The sequence below is a fragment of the Spirosoma daeguense genome (genome assembly GCF_054776875.1).
Genome location: NZ_BAAHBF010000010.1, coordinates 57076 through 72911 on the forward strand (window position 1 = coordinate 57076; position 15836 = coordinate 72911).

General features: G+C 49.9%; 12 protein-coding genes and 1 pseudogene. 7 read left to right on the forward strand and 6 right to left on the reverse strand.

The window, feature by feature from the left end:
- Positions 1-7 precede the first annotated feature (7 nt).
- The gene (locus ACYVD4_RS27840; protein ID WP_460951229.1) at positions 8-814 is read right to left on the reverse strand and encodes an alpha/beta fold hydrolase; all 807 of its coding nucleotides are present in this window, start codon (positions 812-814) and stop codon (positions 8-10) included.
- 525 nt (positions 815-1339) lie between these two features.
- Between ACYVD4_RS27840 and ACYVD4_RS27845 the strand changes: the two genes are divergently transcribed.
- On the forward strand, positions 1340-3463 hold the full coding sequence (locus ACYVD4_RS27845; protein ID WP_460951628.1) for a PAS domain-containing sensor histidine kinase: 2124 nt from the start codon (positions 1340-1342) through the stop codon (positions 3461-3463).
- A gap of 292 nt (positions 3464-3755) precedes the next feature.
- On the opposite strand, the gene ACYVD4_RS27850 is transcribed toward ACYVD4_RS27845, so the two are convergent.
- Positions 3756-4235 (reverse strand): response regulator, encoded by a 480-nt coding sequence (locus tag ACYVD4_RS27850; RefSeq protein ID WP_460951230.1) that lies wholly within the window; start codon positions 4233-4235, stop codon positions 3756-3758.
- A 161-nt stretch (positions 4236-4396) separates the two neighbouring features.
- Here ACYVD4_RS27850 and ACYVD4_RS27855 point away from each other — a divergent pair, with 161 nt between their 5' ends.
- On the forward strand, positions 4397-4873 hold the full coding sequence (locus tag ACYVD4_RS27855) for a response regulator (protein ID WP_460951232.1): 477 nt from the start codon (positions 4397-4399) through the stop codon (positions 4871-4873).
- A gap of 417 nt (positions 4874-5290) precedes the next feature.
- Here ACYVD4_RS27855 and ACYVD4_RS27860 read toward each other — a convergent pair whose 3' ends face one another.
- The 4 genes from ACYVD4_RS27860 to ACYVD4_RS27875 are packed head-to-tail and all read right to left on the reverse strand — an operon-like array spanning position 5291 to position 12199.
- Positions 5291-6142 (reverse strand): metallophosphoesterase family protein, encoded by an 852-nt coding sequence (locus ACYVD4_RS27860; protein ID WP_460951233.1) that lies wholly within the window; start codon positions 6140-6142, stop codon positions 5291-5293.
- Positions 6135-7487, reverse strand: a complete 1353-nt coding sequence (locus ACYVD4_RS27865) for a sodium:solute symporter family transporter (RefSeq protein ID WP_460951234.1) — start codon at positions 7485-7487, stop codon at positions 6135-6137. The genes ACYVD4_RS27860 and ACYVD4_RS27865 overlap by 8 nt, the downstream gene beginning before the upstream one ends.
- 10 nt (positions 7488-7497) lie before the next feature.
- Positions 7498-8949 (reverse strand): SusD/RagB family nutrient-binding outer membrane lipoprotein, encoded by a 1452-nt coding sequence (locus ACYVD4_RS27870; protein ID WP_460951235.1) that lies wholly within the window; start codon positions 8947-8949, stop codon positions 7498-7500.
- Between the two features lie 34 nt (positions 8950-8983).
- The gene (locus ACYVD4_RS27875) at positions 8984-12199 is read right to left on the reverse strand and encodes a SusC/RagA family TonB-linked outer membrane protein (RefSeq protein ID WP_460951236.1); all 3216 of its coding nucleotides are present in this window, start codon (positions 12197-12199) and stop codon (positions 8984-8986) included.
- A 316-nt stretch (positions 12200-12515) separates the two neighbouring features.
- Between ACYVD4_RS27875 and ACYVD4_RS27880 the strand changes: the two genes are divergently transcribed.
- The 5 genes and pseudogenes from ACYVD4_RS27880 (at position 12516) to arsB (ending at position 15775) form a co-directional block, all read left to right on the forward strand.
- Positions 12516-12845: an ArsR/SmtB family transcription factor gene (locus ACYVD4_RS27880; RefSeq protein WP_460951238.1), complete on the forward strand. Its 330-nt coding sequence runs from the start codon at positions 12516-12518 to the stop codon at positions 12843-12845.
- A gap of 65 nt (positions 12846-12910) precedes the next feature.
- On the forward strand, positions 12911-13795 hold the full coding sequence (locus ACYVD4_RS27885) for an arsenite methyltransferase (protein WP_460951239.1): 885 nt from the start codon (positions 12911-12913) through the stop codon (positions 13793-13795).
- A gap of 26 nt (positions 13796-13821) precedes the next feature.
- The gene (locus ACYVD4_RS27890) at positions 13822-14262 is read left to right on the forward strand and encodes an arsenate reductase ArsC (protein ID WP_460951241.1); all 441 of its coding nucleotides are present in this window, start codon (positions 13822-13824) and stop codon (positions 14260-14262) included.
- A complete protein-coding gene (arsN2, locus tag ACYVD4_RS27895; protein WP_460951242.1) occupies positions 14246-14686 on the forward strand; it encodes an arsenic resistance N-acetyltransferase ArsN2 in 441 nt (146 codons plus the stop codon). Before ACYVD4_RS27890 ends, arsN2 begins: the two co-directional genes overlap by 17 nt.
- 64 nt (positions 14687-14750) lie before the next feature.
- Positions 14751-15775: pseudogene (gene arsB / locus ACYVD4_RS27900) on the forward strand (ACR3 family arsenite efflux transporter).
- Positions 15776-15836 lie beyond the last annotated feature (61 nt).

Below are 15836 nucleotides of genomic sequence, written 5' to 3' on the forward strand. Positions count from 1 at the left end.
AGACGACTTAGTTGACGGCTTGCAGGTAGTGCTGGATAGCCAGAATGGTCTCAGCCGGGTCACTTAAGTGAGGCGAGTGCCCCTGGACCTCGATCAGTCGCAAGGTGCTCTGGGGCATCTGTTTTGCCATGTATTCCCCCACGGCAACGGGCGCAATGTCATCGGCAAGGGACTGAATAATCAAGGCTGGTCGCCCTACCTTCACTAAGTCCAGTCGATTGTCGCCCAGGAACGTGACCCGGGCAAACTGCCGCGCTACGGCCTGATCAGTAGCACAAAAGCTTTGGGTGAGCTCCTGGCCTAATTCGGGCCGTTCCCGGTTGGCCATGATTAGAGGACCCATGGCACTGGCCCAGCCCAAAAAATTGCCCTCCATCGTGTCCAACAGTTCCTCAATATCGGCTCGCTCAAAACCCCCGGTATAGTCTTCCTCATTGATATAATGGGGTGATGGACTCACCATAATCAGGCGCTCGAAGCGGTTAGGTTCCTGAATGGAGGCTAATAAGCCAATCATACTGCTAACGGAATGACCCACAAAAATCACCTCGTTTAGGTCCAGATCCTGACAGATATCGAGCAGATCCTGGGCATAGCCTTGCAGACTGGCATAGCGTTCCGGGTTATAGGCATCCCGAATGGCCTTCCCATGACCGATATAATCAAATCGGATGACCTGATAGTGAGCTTCAAAGGCGGGCGCCACGTAGCGCCACATGGTCTGGTCACAGCCAAAGCCATGGGCAAATAAAATCGGCTGAGTACCGTTACCCGTAACAGTTATATTATAGCGGTTCCTAATCGTGGGGGTCATTGTTACGGTTTACTTAAGAAAAGCCTTACCCGACGACCAGGCGCTTTTACTCAAAGATACTGAATCGAATCCACTCCTATGGATTAAATAACTTGACTCAGTCATCTGTCCATGAATCAATTCATGAAGGACAGAAAGCTACCCTCGAATTGATCACGTTAATTTCCGACTATACCCAATTTCGGAAGCCCAAGGACTGGTTCGATCTGATGATGACGCCGAAGTCAACCGAGAGCTTAGGAAGTGGGCTTAGACGTTCCGTCAGGAAGCTAGTTGGTAGAACGGATTTGAGGGAGGACGGAAGGGTCTGCCGGTATATAAGTAATCCCCTGGTGGCTTAACTTTACCACATCATTTGTGTTTATACAAACGGGGTTGTCAGGACAATCCTGCGTACATTTTCTTGCGTAAAGATCAGGAAGATCTGAGTGCTTTACTGACTACTTTAGCTTGCTTACTAACCGATTCATTTTGGACACGACGTCGACTACCCACACGTTTCCCTTTTTAGCCGGTGGTGGCGAAATGGGCGAGCTTACTCGCCAGTACGACTGGGCTAGCTCCCCCTTGGGTATACCCAATCACTGGCCGGTCAGTTTACGGGCCGCGGTTGGCATTGTCCTGCATTCCCGGTTTCCCATGTTTTTGTGGTGGGGAGCCGACTTAATTCAATTTTACAATGACGCTTATCGACCCAGTCTGGGACAGATCGGCAAACACCCGTTGGCCCTGGGTCAACGGGGAGAAGCGTGCTGGCCAGAGACCTGGTCCGTGATTAAACCCCTGATCGATCAGGTTTGGGCGGGTGGCGAAGCCACCTGGAGTGAGGATCAGCTGATTCCGATCTACCGCAACGGGCGGCTGGAGGATGTCTACTGGACATTTAGCTACAGTTCGGCTTACGGTGATGAGGGCCAGATAAACGGGGTGTTTGTGACCTGTACCGAAACGACTCAGGCCGTACTGGCGCGCTGGGCATTTGAGCGCAGTCAGGCAGCCTTTCAGCATTCCATTGCCCATGCCCCGGTCGCCACCGCTTTATTTCGGGGACCACAGTTCGTCATTGAACTAGCCAACGAGCAGGTATTAGCCTACTGGGGGCGAAGCCGGGAAGAGGTCATGGGTAAACCCTTATTTGAGGCCTTACCTGAGGCCAGTGGGCAGGGGTTTGAAGAATTATTGACGGGCGTGCTCACCAATGGCCACCGCTTTGTGGCCAACGAGCTCGCTGTCAAACTAAAGCGGGCTGGCCAGCTTGAGCAGACCTACATTGACTTTGTGTACGAACCCTATCGGGACATTGACGGGACCATTAGTGGGGTAACCGTTGTTTGTGTGGAAGTAACCGAGCAGGTCCTGGCCCGGCAACAACTTAACCAGGCCCAGGCCGCGCTGCAATCCGCGATGGCTGTCGCCAAACTGGGCATCTGGCAGGTAGACCTGGCCACCAACCAGGTGGAGGTTGATGACCGGTGCCGGGAAATCTATGGCTTTGCGGTAGCGGAAGCACTTACCCTGGAGCGCATTCAGCAGGCAATTGATCCGGCGTATCGAGTCCTGGCCATGGACGCGTTGACCATCGCCCTGCGGGAACCGACGGCGACGGCTGAATATTATCTCATTCAGCCAATAACAAAACAACGGACCTGGATTCGTAGCATCAGTAAGCTTCAGCAGGATGCAGACGGGTCCAGGTATATGAAAAGCGTTGTCCAGGACCTGACGGGCTTGAAGCAGGCGGTAACGGACATCGAGGGGTTGAATGGGCAACTCAACCAGACCCTTTCGCAGTTACGGGAAAGTGAGTCCCGATACCGATTATTATCTGTCGACTTAGAACAGCAGATCCAATTACGGACCCAGGAGCTGACCATGACCAATGCCGAATTACTCGATTTAAACGGGTTATTGATCCGCTCCAACGAGAACCTGGAAAAATTTGCCTACATCGCTTCGCATGATTTACAGGAACCGCTACGCAAGATTCAGCAGTTTGGCGATTTGTTAAAGACGCGCTATACGGACTCAACGGGGGACGAGCTAGTTTACCTGGAGCGGATGCAGCTAGCGGCCAGTCGCATGTCGACGTTGATTCGGGATCTGCTCAGCTTCTCGCGGATCTCTACCCGACGGGATTTAATGAAGCCCATAGTGCTGAACGAGGTGGTGGATCAAGCCTTGACCAGCTTAGAGTTGGTACTCGCCGAAACGGGTGCCGAGGTGCGAGTTGCCCCCTTGCCAACGATCGATGCGACTCAGCTTGGGCAGCTCTTCCAGAATTTGCTCAGCAATGCACTCAAGTTCCGAAGGAAAGATTCGTCGGGCGATTGGGTAAAACCCCTGATTGAGATTCAACTGAATCGAGTGACCAGTGAAGACTTACCTGCTTTGGTGAAGCCCGCCCGCCCGGCACAAACGTATTACCTAATCCAGGTTTCAGACAATGGCATTGGCTTTGAGGAGAAGTATCTGGACCGCATTTTTCAGATTTTCCAGCGGCTGCATGGGAAGGGCGAATTTGCCGGAACAGGTATTGGACTGGCCATCTGTGAGAAGGTCGTGGCGAATCATGGCGGAGCCATTACGGCCACCAGCCAATTGGGGCAAGGGACCACTTTCTTGATTTATCTGCCTCTGATCAGTTTATAAGTCCAGCTAAAAAACGTTTGTAGTTATACTGTAACCCCCTCTGGTTTTGCAATACCGCACTGCGATCCCCGAGATAAATTGTAGCGCACGGATTTCCAGGGCTTTTACAAACGTAAGTATATAATGTTTGCCTGCATCGGCGCGGAGAGGCTTGGCAGCATGGTATATTTCCACCACCCTATTTTCGCAGGTAGTAGTCCTACACATCTAATTCTAGATCAGTTTGAGGAGCATTTTGTGAGATTGAGTCAAAGAGCCGGAGTGTGTAAAAGCGGAAGAGAAGGCCATTAAATTAGGGGGTAGTCGATGATTGATTGATCTCCAACCAGTACCAACAAAGCTTCTCCAGCATGGCCTTCAACGAAGCAATATCTAATGGCTTTAGTAAAAATGAACTAGCACCCGCTTCGTAACAACCATTGACCTCTTTATCCGAGGCAGCGGAACTCATCATAACGACTGGAATTTTACTATATATAGGATCCTCTTTCAGACGAAGCAGTATCTGATGCCCATCTACATGAGGCATGTGCCGGTCGAGTAGTATTAAGCGAGGTATATGGCTAAGGTGGGGAAGCGCAGCTAGTAATTCGTCCCCATCAGCAAAGAAGCAGACCGAGTAAGCTGAAAAATATTGACTGAATAAGTGCTCAAGTAGTGAGCGGAAATCAGCTGAATCATCCACGATGCAGATTTGGGAGCCATCGTTCACATAGGTTGCCATGATGGTGACGGTACCGCCGAAACGGTTACTATTTAAAAAGACCAACATCCGGTTGTACGGCTCGTTCCGGAAGTTGGTGAATCCCTATTGGGCAACCAGGCGAAAAACTCGTTTATTATATGTAAACAGACGAGTCAAAATGACAAACACTTCGCCAATTTATAAGTTTTATCTTATTTAGAATAGTGATTGATAGGCCTTTAATAAATATGCCTGCTACGTCTAACCAGAGTAAAGCCAATTATCAACAGGCGAACATGTTGTTCGTAGAGGAAGAAGACGATCAGTGGAGACTCATTCAAGAGGCTATAAGTAAGTGTTTATTAGAAGTTGAAACCAGACGGGTGACTTCTGTGGACCAAGCAGTGAGTCTATTACAAAGCTGGCAACATCAGGAATGGGAGCTGCCTAAACTTATAGTAGTAGATCTTCACTTGCCTACACTCACCGATGGCTGGCAGTTACTACGTGCGGTAAAAAGCATGTCGGATTCTGTTCGTCGGATTCCCATCGTGGTGTTTAGTTCGTCCACTCTCCAGACAGATATTGGGGAAGCCTACCAACTAGGTGCTGCCTCTTATTTGATTAAACCAACTGAGTTGACTGGCTGGCTAACGTTTATTGATAATCTACGAACTTATTGGTGGGAAACGGTTACCTTACCCCCTGTTCACTACGGATCATAAGTTGGCTATAGATGCCAAAACCCTCTTTTCTCTGCAAACGAGTGTTCTTAAAATAGCCCAATTTACCGTTTCGTACTTTCTAACTTTACGTATAAAAATCGGTACTTGATTGACCTTTCCCCCCCTTTGAAACTTACTATTTGGGTGTTTTGCAACAGATTAATTTTCGTATCCCTAGACTAGTACGAAAGGTAGGATGTGTTACCTTAAACGCCCGTATCTCCGAGACGACATGTACTATATAAACACGCTGTCTACAGAAGTTGGCTGCAATCTCAAATTGCCATCTCACTAATCAACGTCTCATTTTCGTATTACTGGTTAAGTTAACGATGCATTGTAGTCAGGTGACGGATTTTCCGGTCGGCCGCTGCCGGACGAAACGGCAAAACTACCCAATCATCCGCTTTTATCGTTCTAATACAACGTAATGGCCTGCCCTTGGAACGCCTTCTCCGCGTCTGGCAAAATCTCGCAGTTGTCCCAAATGCCCGTCAGGAGTGTCTGAGCATAGGATTCGGGGAGTTGATTGGTCATCATTAACTGATGAGCCATATGATTGTCGTAAGTGAAAGCGTGAAAAGTGTAACTAAATACGCCATCGGTGTCATCGAGTAGCAGATACCATACACGGGGGGTTCCATCATTGGCGGGCATCCCGATTACACCTGCGTTGAACCAGTACCGCCCGACTCCCGTATTGGAAACTTGTCTATCCGCAAACGGTAATCCGGCGTGACCGGCTAGTATTATGTCGGCCCCTGTAGCCGAAAAGGTCGTTTCTTTAACTGGCCAGGGCGTTGATGCAAACACAAAATCAGCGACACCGGTAGCTGCCCCGTGCAACACCGTTACCGACTTACCGGCATACTCAAACGAAAGCTGGAGCGGTAACGTGCTCAGCCAAGCAACCGATTCAGTAGAAAGTGTCCGAACCGCATAAGGAAACCAGGTGCGGGAAAACAAATCACAGCGTCCGCCTTCCGTGAAGTTACAGCCGCAGTCATCTTCACCTCTGATGATATTCTGCTCCACATTGCCCTGAATGGAGTGAATGCCCCAGTTTTTTACGAATTGTACCGACTCTTCAGGCTGGGCGCAGTAGCCCACAATATCGCCCGTACAGATGATGTTGCTAGGGGAAATCTGGAGTTGGCAGGCAATGACTTTAAGTGTTTCCAGTGCCTGTAAGTTGGAGTATGGGCCCCCAAACACGAGCAGCCTGTCGCTACATGTGCCAAGGTCTCGGGTATCTGGACGATCAGTCATGAGTCTTTGTTTGGAACAGCGCACTCCCCGCGAAAACTAGGAAACAGAAGGACATAGTGATCAGGTTCACGCTCAGCAGCGATCCATATTTACCATCCCCCAGTCGGAGGGATTCGGGCAAGGGAAAAAACGTTAGGAAACCGCCCAGCAGTAGCCCACCCACCACTGACAGATGAAACGCCAGTCGTGGTACCCGAACGTTCCAGCACAAAAAAACTGGAGCCATGCCAAGCACCAACGTACCACTGATGGTAGTCGCTGACAGAATAGCCGGGTCGAAAAACACGGGAATTGTACCCAACACCGTAAGCACGACCATGGCCCATCGCCCTCTGGTAACGCTCGGTACAGCGGCCCGGCTCAAGTCGATACTGATGAGTTTGGAAAACGACGCCATGGCTGAGTCTAACGTCGAGGAGGCTGAGGTTACCATAATGAGATTCATTAGCAGCAACATCGGCACGCCAAAATACCGCGCTACGGCTACGGGTGCTTCGCCCGTCAGACTATTGAGCTTAGCGAAGATCCCGACGAAGCTGAAGAAGATTATACAAAGCGATCCAATGACTGCCGCCCAAATATAGGCTCTCAGTGTAGTGCGTGTGTCTGAGATAAAGCCTCGGTCGGTCAGTACAGGGTCGTGAAAGGGATAGCTGAAACACTGCACCAGCGCTACTAGTAGCAGATCGACACCCTGATTCAGCTCCCAGCGTCCACTGTGTAAAAAGGGCATTAGACTCCCGCCGTACTGGGGTAAAATGAAGCCTAGGATCACCGTAAGCAGTACGACAAAGAGCGATAGTTGAATTACGTCAGTCATGATCGAACTGCTCATACCGCCCTTAAGCGTGTAAGCCAGCGTGAGCAGTGTAAATATGATAATCGCTACGTAGTAATCAGTAGAGCCCTGCGCTCCAAAGTACGAGCCGATTACGATAGTATTCGACCAGATTTCGTTGTAGAGCCGGATCATAATCAGTAGTGTGAAGACCACCACTGCACTCGCCCCAAATTTTGACTCCAGAAAGTGGTGGATACTTCGGTATCCGCCCTTGTTACGCATTGATACGATCACGAACCCTGCTACCAGAAACGATAGGTAATAACCTGCATAGGCAACGCCCCCCACTAGTCCGAAGCTGTGACCCAGATTAGCGGCATTGGTGATCGACTTGGCAAACAACCATGAAATGACCAAGCTACTCGTCAGGAAAAGGGTATTAGGCATTCGCTCGTTACGAGTACCCCTAAAAAATTCAGGTGCGGTACGAGCCAGGGGCGACACGAGAAATAGCGTAATGCTGGAAGCCAGCACCAGCACCCATTGCAACAGGGTTGTAGTCATGCAGAAATGATTAGCGGGTAGCCCACCAAACGGGTATGTTAATGCTATTATTCTGGGTTTTGTCAGCAGCTTTTTTGTACTGAACTGCATTCAGTGCGCTCTCGGTGCCTGGGTAGGGCATTCGAACGGGAATCAACCCGTTGTTAAGGCTAGCCGAAATTGTTTTCAGCCGTGGGAAACCGGTCCGGCGGTATTCTGACCAGCCTTCGTAGCCATTGTTGATGTTGCCCAGCCATTTCTGTGTCAGAATCTGCTCAATGGGGTTCTGTCCATTCTGCGCATAGGCTATTTTAGCACTACTCAGATAACCCGCCGGTAACGTCGTGCGCCAGTAGTCAAATGCCTGCGTAATCCCCCGCTCATACCATTCCTTACCCGAAGCCGCCACCAGCCCCCGCTCGGCGGCTTCGGCCAGCCAGAAACTGGTTTCATAGGCCGTCATGTAGTTGGCATAGAGCTTGTCCGATTCCTCCCGGAAAATTGTTCCTGTCAGCGAATAATCAGCCACTGAAATCGACAGCTTTGAAGCATCTGGACCATTCAGCAGTCCTTTGTAAGTGCCTGGTTTGGCCGTAGTGGCCCGGAAATATACCCCAATACGTGGATCGTTCAAGCTGGTGAATAATTCCTGACTGGTCAACGACATAATAAACAGGTTATAGTCGCCAATACGGGCAGTTGACATCCGAAAGTTGTTGGGCTGCGTGAGTGAGAACCGAAAGAATGCATTATCTGCATTATTCTTGATGAAGTTACCTTCTGTCACTACTTTTTGTAACGCGTCCTTCACATTTACTTTACCGGAGATTCGCATTAACGCTTTAATCTTCAACGAATTGGCAAACAGTATCCACTTGCCACGGTTGCCATTGTAAAGAATGTCGCCGTCGAGGGCGGTAGCTCCTTTGTAATTGTTGATGGAGGCAATTCCTTTATCGAGGTTGTCTAGTATGCCCCCAGCAGCCGTGTAGATGGCTTCCTGTGAGTCGTACGTGGGGGTAATTATGCCCGATTTACCTTGCAGGGCCTCGCTATAAGGTACGTCGCCGTAGAGGTCGGTGAGTGCAGCCGCCATGTACGCTTTCATGATCAAGGCCGGACCTTCGTAGACTCCGAAAGCTACGTTGGCACGGGACTTCTGCAGCAGAATTTCATTGTCGCGCAGGTTTGTATAGATGAACGGCCATGGGTTGCCACCATACTGCGATTCGCTGAGGCTGTGTCGGTCGAATAGGTTGAAGTCGATAGCCGTAAAGTACTGTCCCAGCAGATTACCCGCTACGAAAGCTTCGTACGACATCTGTTCGCCATAGTCAAACAGTATCTTGCGAAACAGCAACGATGGCTGCACGTCGACAGGCGCGTTGGAGTTGGTATTGATTTCCTGGAAGTTGTCCGTACAGCTGGGCAGAAAGCCCACTAGTACGATCAGCAGGAGGGTAATATATAATGTCCGTTTCATGGTTTGCTGCTGGGTTGGCCGTTGAGCAAGTGGCTTAAAAATTCACGCTTAGTTTGACACCCACGTTACGGGTAGTTGGATAGGTCATGTCTTCGACGCCCGTTTGCATTTGGTTTTGCTGAAATGACGTCTGTTCAGGGTCAAAATGGGGGATATGCGACAGGGCAAACAGGTTACGACCTACCAGAGCCAGAGTCAGCCGCTGCATTCGCAACTTCTTAGCCAGCCAAGCCATTTCGGAAACAGTATAGCCGATGGTCAGTTCCCGCATTTTTACGTACGACGCATTGTAGGTGTTATTTTCCTCATTATTGCGGTCATAATACATGCGATAGTATGTTTCGGCTGGAATGGCGCGGTTGTTTGGCTGATAATTTGGGTTTTCGACTGTACCAGTATTGACCACACCTTTAGCTACGATTCCAGCATCTGGCCGGTTAGCCGTTTCGATAAGCTGACCCGCCACACCTGCCAGGGCCAGGGTTCGCGACACCAAGACCCCGCCTTGCCGCCAGTCGATCAGGAAGCCTAGGCTCCAGTTCCGGACGTTAAATTGGTTCGATAGCCCCACCATAAAGTCATGGTTGTAGTTACCCAGTTTCTTCAGCGTGTTGTCAGCAATGTACTGACCGTTGCTGCCTACAATAAACTCGCCTTGAGCATTGCGCAGGTAGCCAGTTCCCCACATATCGCCCATACGGTCGCCCTGCCGTACCTGATACCAGACCGTCTGGTTTACGTTGTCGTAGATGCGATTGTAACCTAGCGTTAGAGTACCGGCCTCAGCAGGCAGCGATATCACAGTTGTTCGGTTGCGGCTGAAGTTAAGACCCACATTCCATCGGACGCGGCTCGTCTGGATAGGTGTTGCCATTAATACAGCTTCTATACCCCTTGATCGTACTTCACCTCCGTTAATAACCCGTTCGCTATAACCTGTTGGGATGGCGATTGGCAACGACAGAATCTGGTTGCGTGTATGAGCGTCGTAATAGGTCAAGTCAAAACCTAGCCGGTCATTCAGAAAGCGAACATCAGCCCCCACTTCAACCGACGTAATGGACTCTGGCTTCAGATTGGTGTTGGCAATAGCGCTCTGATCGCTGAAGGCGGGCTGCGAGAACACCGGATTGCGAGCGTTGAACACTCCTGTGGTCTGGTAGGGGCTGGTATCGTTACCAACGCTTGCCACGCTGGCCCGCACTTTTGCAAACGACAAAACCGCGGGTAGCCGGAACTGATTTGATAATACCCAACTGGCCGACACCGAAGGGTAGAAAAAAGAAGTGTTGGCCGTCGAGATGGGTGTTGCTAACGCACTTGACCAGTCGTTGCGGCCCGTAATGTCCATAAATAGAACATCTCTATAGCTCAGTTTGGCAAGCAAATACAAGCTATTGATGCGCTTACGAGCGCTCTGTTGGTATACTTCCACCGGCGAAGCCGCATTGGTGAGCTTAAATACGCCCGGTTGCGCCAGTGTCAGGGCCTGATATTGGTTGAATGACGCCAACTGATCCATGCGGTTGCCTCCAGCCGATAGATCGATCGAGATCGTTCCCAAACTACGGGTGTAATTCAGTAAAAAGTCGGTGTTGATTTCCCGGAAGAAAACTGCGTTTTCAGCATAGGCACCATTTTTAAAACGGTTGCTGCTGAAGGCTCGCCGAAACTGCCGATTCTCACTCGAATAGTCCATACCACTACGTACCATCAACGTCAAGTTGGAGGCCAACTCTCCTGTCACGGCTAGGTTCCCGATGAGCCGATCGCGGTTAAACGAGTTGCGGTTTTCATAGAGCGTGAAATACGGGTTGTCAAAATATGTATAGTTGTACGAAAAGTGCTGAATCCCCTCTAGTCCCGGCTGCCAGTATTGCTTCATGGGGTTCACATCGGTTTGTCGGCCCAGCCAGGCACTCATGGCGTAGTTGATGTTCTCCGAGCCATATTTGGTGGCAGGACGATTATCGCTGCCGCTGTTGATGTAGTTGATGGACGAACTAAATTTCAGCCGTTCGATAGGTTCGAACTGCAATCGGGCTGCCAGCGTTTTACGTTTCAAATTAACGCCTGGAATAGTCGAATGGCTATTCAGATCGGTAAAGGAAAGACGGTAACTACCCTTATCATATTTGCCCGAAACAGCCAGATTATTTATGGCCGTGTGGCCCGTTTCGTAGAAGTTTTTCAGGTTATCGGGATGCGATACAAACGGGGTCGGGGTAATGGATAGGCCACTGTACACTCGTGTATCGGCCCCGCGAACCATTCGTCCGTCGGGCAAGTTTACCGGGCTGTCATACTGGGGAATAAGCAGACCGGCATCCAGCCGGGGACCGTAACTGTATGAGATATTATCGTTGATGCCCCCACTTAGGCCATCGACGTACTTAAACGCTCCGCTATTACCTTGTCCGTAGCTGTTCTGAAATCGGGGAAGCTGAAATGGGCGCTCGGCGTAGAAGGTGCTATTAAAGCTCACGCCAATACCTTTGTTTGCCGATGAACCATCTTTGGTGGTGATCAGAATAACTCCGTTGGAGGCTCTGGTACCATAGAGAGCAGCAGCTCCCGGACCTTTTAGAACCGATACCGCAGCCACATCATCGGGGTTTATTTCCATGGCCCCGTTGCCAAAATCGATCTCCTGAAAGCCATTAGCATCATCATCAACCCGGTTCACTACCGTAGCATTATTAATGACAATGCCGTCGACCACGAAGAGCGGGTTATTGTTGGTAAAGGATGATTCCCCCCGGATAGTAATGCGCGACGACGCGCCCACACCAGTTGAACCAGCCGTGATCGTCACGCCCGCTACCTTACCCGTCAGGTTGTCGAGAAAGTTGGGGGCCTTCACGTCACTGACCAGCTGTCCATCAACTTTCTGAATCGCAAAGCCCAAGCTCTGGCTATTGCGTTCCAGCCCCAGAGCCGTCACGACCACTTCGTTAAGCGAAACGCCCTCCACCAGTTCAACCTTCAGGCTGGCCTGACCTGTATACGAAATTTCCTGCGTCCGATAGCCAAGGTAGGAGAACGTTATAAGGTCTGCTGGCTGTAGATTGGTCAAGGTAAATGTGCCTGTAGAATTGGAGAGTGTACCACTCTTCGTGCGTTTAACCTGTATAGTGGCACCCACAATTGGTTGTTGTGAGGTCTGGTCGATAACCTGCCCAGTGAGTTCCTGAGCAAGTGTAGTAACTGAAAATAACGAAAAAAAAGCAATTAGTAGTAATAACTGCATAGACGGGAAGTAGAGAAAAAGAATATTATCAATATACGAGGTGCGAAGAGAGATAGATGTCCAAGAAAGGAATTAGTCAACTATCCGCTAGTTCAGACGCAGGAATCTGTCCGAGTGAAATTCAAAAAGGGCAAAGCAGTAATACCTCAATTGGCAAGCAGGCTATCATAAAAATATAACTCATAAAGAGGATATTTCCTAAAGCCATTACAAATTATCCATGCATGCAATTATGTGTACCAGGATATTATTCAAGCCTTCAAAATAATATCTATCGCAATATTGCGATAGATATTATTTTTACTACCTTTGCTACATGGGAGTTACAAAAACTGAAATATTCACTGAAGAGCAAAACAGGGTAGCTGATTTGGCTAAAGCATTCGCACACCCAGCAAGGGTAGCCATACTGCAATTGCTGGCGCAGAAGAAAGCCTGCGTTTGCGGTGACCTAGTAGACGAATTACCTTTGGCCCAAGCGACCGTTTCCCAGCATTTGAAGGAGCTGAAACGCATCGGCATCATTCAGGGCGAAATCAACCCGCCCCGCGTTTGCTACTGCATCAACGAAACAGTATGGGAGGAAGCTCGGCAAGCGTTTGGCGCGTTGTTTGATATTTACGTAGGAACCGCAACCTGCTGCTAGCTAGGTACGCGGCTTTTTTTGTCCGAATCAATCGCAATATTACATTAAACCAATAAGAAAGACATATGGAGACCGCCGAGGAAATTAAAGAAACCGTCCGCCAGAAATACGGCGCAATTGCTCAGAATCCCGATGCTAATGGGTGTTGTGGACCTACTTCCTGTTGTGGGCCTGAAATCGAATCAAACGTACCGATTTTCATGGCGCAGGATTACCAGGAGTTGAACGGCTATGTGGCCGATGCCGATTTGGGACTCGGTTGTGGACTGCCTACGCAATTCGCTCAGATTAACCTCGGTGATACGGTGGTAGATTTGGGTTCGGGCGCTGGCAATGATTGCTTTGTGGCCCGTGCCGAGACCGGCGAAACGGGCCGCGTGATCGGCTTGGATATGACCCCCGCTATGATTGACCGCGCCCGCAAAAATGCGAAAGCGTTGGGTTTTGCGAATGTCGAATTCGTTTATGGCGACATCGAAGACATGTCCTTGCCCGAAAATCTGGCGAATGTGGTCGTGAGTAATTGCGTAATGAACCTGGTTCCCGACAAGCAGAAAGCCTTCGCCGAAACCTTCCGCATTTTAAAGTCAGGTGGCCATTTCAGCATCTCCGATATTGTACTGAAAGGCGAGCTGCCCGCAGGTTTGCAGCAGGATGCCGAAATGTACGTAGGTTGTGTATCGGGAGCGATCCATAAAGACGCCTATTTACAGCTCGTCAGGGAGAGCGGTTTCACGAATATTCAGGTGCAGAAGGAACGGGAAATTACCCTGCCCGATTCGGTGCTGCAAAATTACCTGTCTGCCGAAGAAATCGCCGAGTATCGTCAGCAAGACCGGGGTATCTATAGCGTGACGGTTTTTGCGCAAAAACCATTGACACTCACCGAGATTAAACCACTGGGAACCAGCCAAACCGCTAGCTGCTGCGGAACTGATTGCAGCAACTAATTCCACAACTGAAACCAGTCTTGAAAATGAAACGAATTCTAGTTTTATGTACGGGTAATTCTGCACGTTCGCAGATAGCCGAAGGATATTTGCAATCCTTCGCCAGAGATCGGGCCAAAGTCTACAGCGCAGGCGTTGCCCCCCACGGCGTAAACCCGCTGGCCATTCAGGTGATGACCGAAGATGGCATCGACATTTCGCACCACACCTCGAACCATGTGGACGAATACACCACTGTGCCGTTCGATTACGTCATTACCGTGTGCGACAATGCCCGCGAGCAATGTCCCTATTTCCCATCGAGCGGGGAGAAGATCCACCACAGCTTTCCCGATCCTAGCCACCAACCTGGCATTGATGCCCTGACCTCTTTCCGCCAGCTGCGCGACCAGATTAAAGTTTTTTCACAGGAATTTATCGCATCGAAATTGCTAAACTCATCGGCTAGTTATGGCACTGCACATTGAAAACGCACGGCCCGACGAGAAAGAAACCGTTGTGGCCCTACTTGAACAAGGAGATTTGCTCACCGAGGATCTACCGGAGGGCCTTCCCCATTTCGTGATTGCCAAATACGAGCAAACTCCCGTCGGGGTGGCCGGTCTGGAATCTTTTGGAACAGTGGGTCTATTGCGGTCGGTGGCCGTTGATCCAGCCTACCAAGGCAAAGGCATCGCATCACAGATGATCGACCGGTTGCTAGCCATTGCTAACAATAGGCATCTGCATGAACCGTATCTAATTACTACCTCTGCCGAGGGCTATTTTGACCGATACGGATTTGCAACTGTGAGCCGGGACACCGTACCCGAAGCTATCCAGCAAACTAGGCAGTTCAGTAGCCTTTGCCCGTCATCGGCTATTGTGATGAAACGAACATCCAAACAGTAAATTCCATGAGTCCCCCCGTCTTTCTTTTCTGGACCGCTTTTTGACTCTGTGGATTTTTTTTGCCATGCTGATCGGGATTGGTATTGGTTATTTTTTTCCGCAGTCGCAGGACTTTATCAACGAATTTAATTCCGGCACGACCAACCTACCGTTAGCCATTGGCTAGTCATGATGATGTATCCACCATTGGCAAAGGTGAAGTACGAAGAGCTGCCAAAGGTGATGGCCAACACAAAAATACTAATACTCTCTCTGCTACAAAACTGGCTCATCGGCCCGTTGCTGATGTTCGGCCTGGCGGTCATTTTCCTACCCGACAAGCCTGATTATATGACCGGGCTCATCATGATCGGAATAGCTCGCTGTATTGCGATGGTGATCGTTTGGAATGACTTGGCGGGCGGTGATCGGCTTTATGCTACTGGACTGGTGGCCTTGAACAGCATTTTCCAAGTGCTGTTTTATTCGGTCTATGCTTGGTTGTTCATCACCGTGCTACCACCCCTATTTGGCTTACATGGATACGAGGTGAATATTACCATCGGTGAAGTGGCCAAAAGCGTTTTCATCTATCTGGGTATTCCTTTTTTGGCGAGCCTTTTCTCGCGGGTGATTCTGAGTCGAATGTTCAGCCGAAAATGGTACGAGCAGACGTTTTTGCCTGCCATCAGCCCGATTACGCTCATCGCGTTGCTGTTTACGATTGTGGTCATGTTCAGCCTGAAAGGGCAGCTCATCGTATCCATTCCGCTCGATGTGCTACGCATCGCCGTTCCGCTCTCGATCTATTTTACCATCATGTTCTTTTCGGCCTTCTACCTGTCCAAGTGGGCTGGAGCCGATTACGGCAAATCGACATCGCTGGCATTCACTGCCGCAGGCAACAATTTCGAGCTGGGCATTGCGGTAGCCATCGCCGTATTCGGCATCGATTCAGGCGCTGCCTTTGCTGCCGTGATTGGCCCTTTGATCGAAGTACCCGTGCTGATTCTGTTGGTGAATTTCGCACTCAAGCAGCAGCGCAGTTTTGAACCTAACTATAAAAGGACGCTCCAAACCACTTATAAAAATGGCGAACCCATTGCCTGAGCTGGTGGCCAGAACATCAGCCAATTATTTGGGGCTACCTGCGTAAGTACGTAAAAGATGA

What these genes read in the sequence shown, in the direction of transcription:
- ACYVD4_RS27880 (WP_460951238.1), top strand. Translation starts at nt 12,516, where the DNA reads ATGGGAGTTACAAAAACTGAAATATTCACTGAAGAGCAAAACAGGGTA.
- ACYVD4_RS27890 (WP_460951241.1), top strand. Translation starts at nt 13,822, where the DNA reads ATGAAACGAATTCTAGTTTTATGTACGGGTAATTCTGCACGTTCGCAG.
- ACYVD4_RS27885 (WP_460951239.1), top strand. Translation starts at nt 12,911, where the DNA reads ATGGAGACCGCCGAGGAAATTAAAGAAACCGTCCGCCAGAAATACGGC.
- ACYVD4_RS27845 (WP_460951628.1), top strand. Translation starts at nt 1,340, where the DNA reads ATGGGCGAGCTTACTCGCCAGTACGACTGGGCTAGCTCCCCCTTGGGT.
- ACYVD4_RS27875 (WP_460951236.1), bottom strand. Translation starts at nt 12,199, where the DNA reads ATGCAGTTATTACTACTAATTGCTTTTTTTTCGTTATTTTCAGTTACT.
- arsN2 (WP_460951242.1), top strand. Translation starts at nt 14,246, where the DNA reads ATGGCACTGCACATTGAAAACGCACGGCCCGACGAGAAAGAAACCGTT.
- ACYVD4_RS27865 (WP_460951234.1), bottom strand. Translation starts at nt 7,487, where the DNA reads ATGACTACAACCCTGTTGCAATGGGTGCTGGTGCTGGCTTCCAGCATT.
- ACYVD4_RS27855 (WP_460951232.1), top strand. Translation starts at nt 4,397, where the DNA reads ATGCCTGCTACGTCTAACCAGAGTAAAGCCAATTATCAACAGGCGAAC.
- ACYVD4_RS27860 (WP_460951233.1), bottom strand. Translation starts at nt 6,142, where the DNA reads ATGACTGATCGTCCAGATACCCGAGACCTTGGCACATGTAGCGACAGG.
- ACYVD4_RS27870 (WP_460951235.1), bottom strand. Translation starts at nt 8,949, where the DNA reads ATGAAACGGACATTATATATTACCCTCCTGCTGATCGTACTAGTGGGC.
- ACYVD4_RS27850 (WP_460951230.1), bottom strand. Translation starts at nt 4,235, where the DNA reads ATGTTGGTCTTTTTAAATAGTAACCGTTTCGGCGGTACCGTCACCATC.
- ACYVD4_RS27840 (WP_460951229.1), bottom strand. Translation starts at nt 814, where the DNA reads ATGACCCCCACGATTAGGAACCGCTATAATATAACTGTTACGGGTAAC.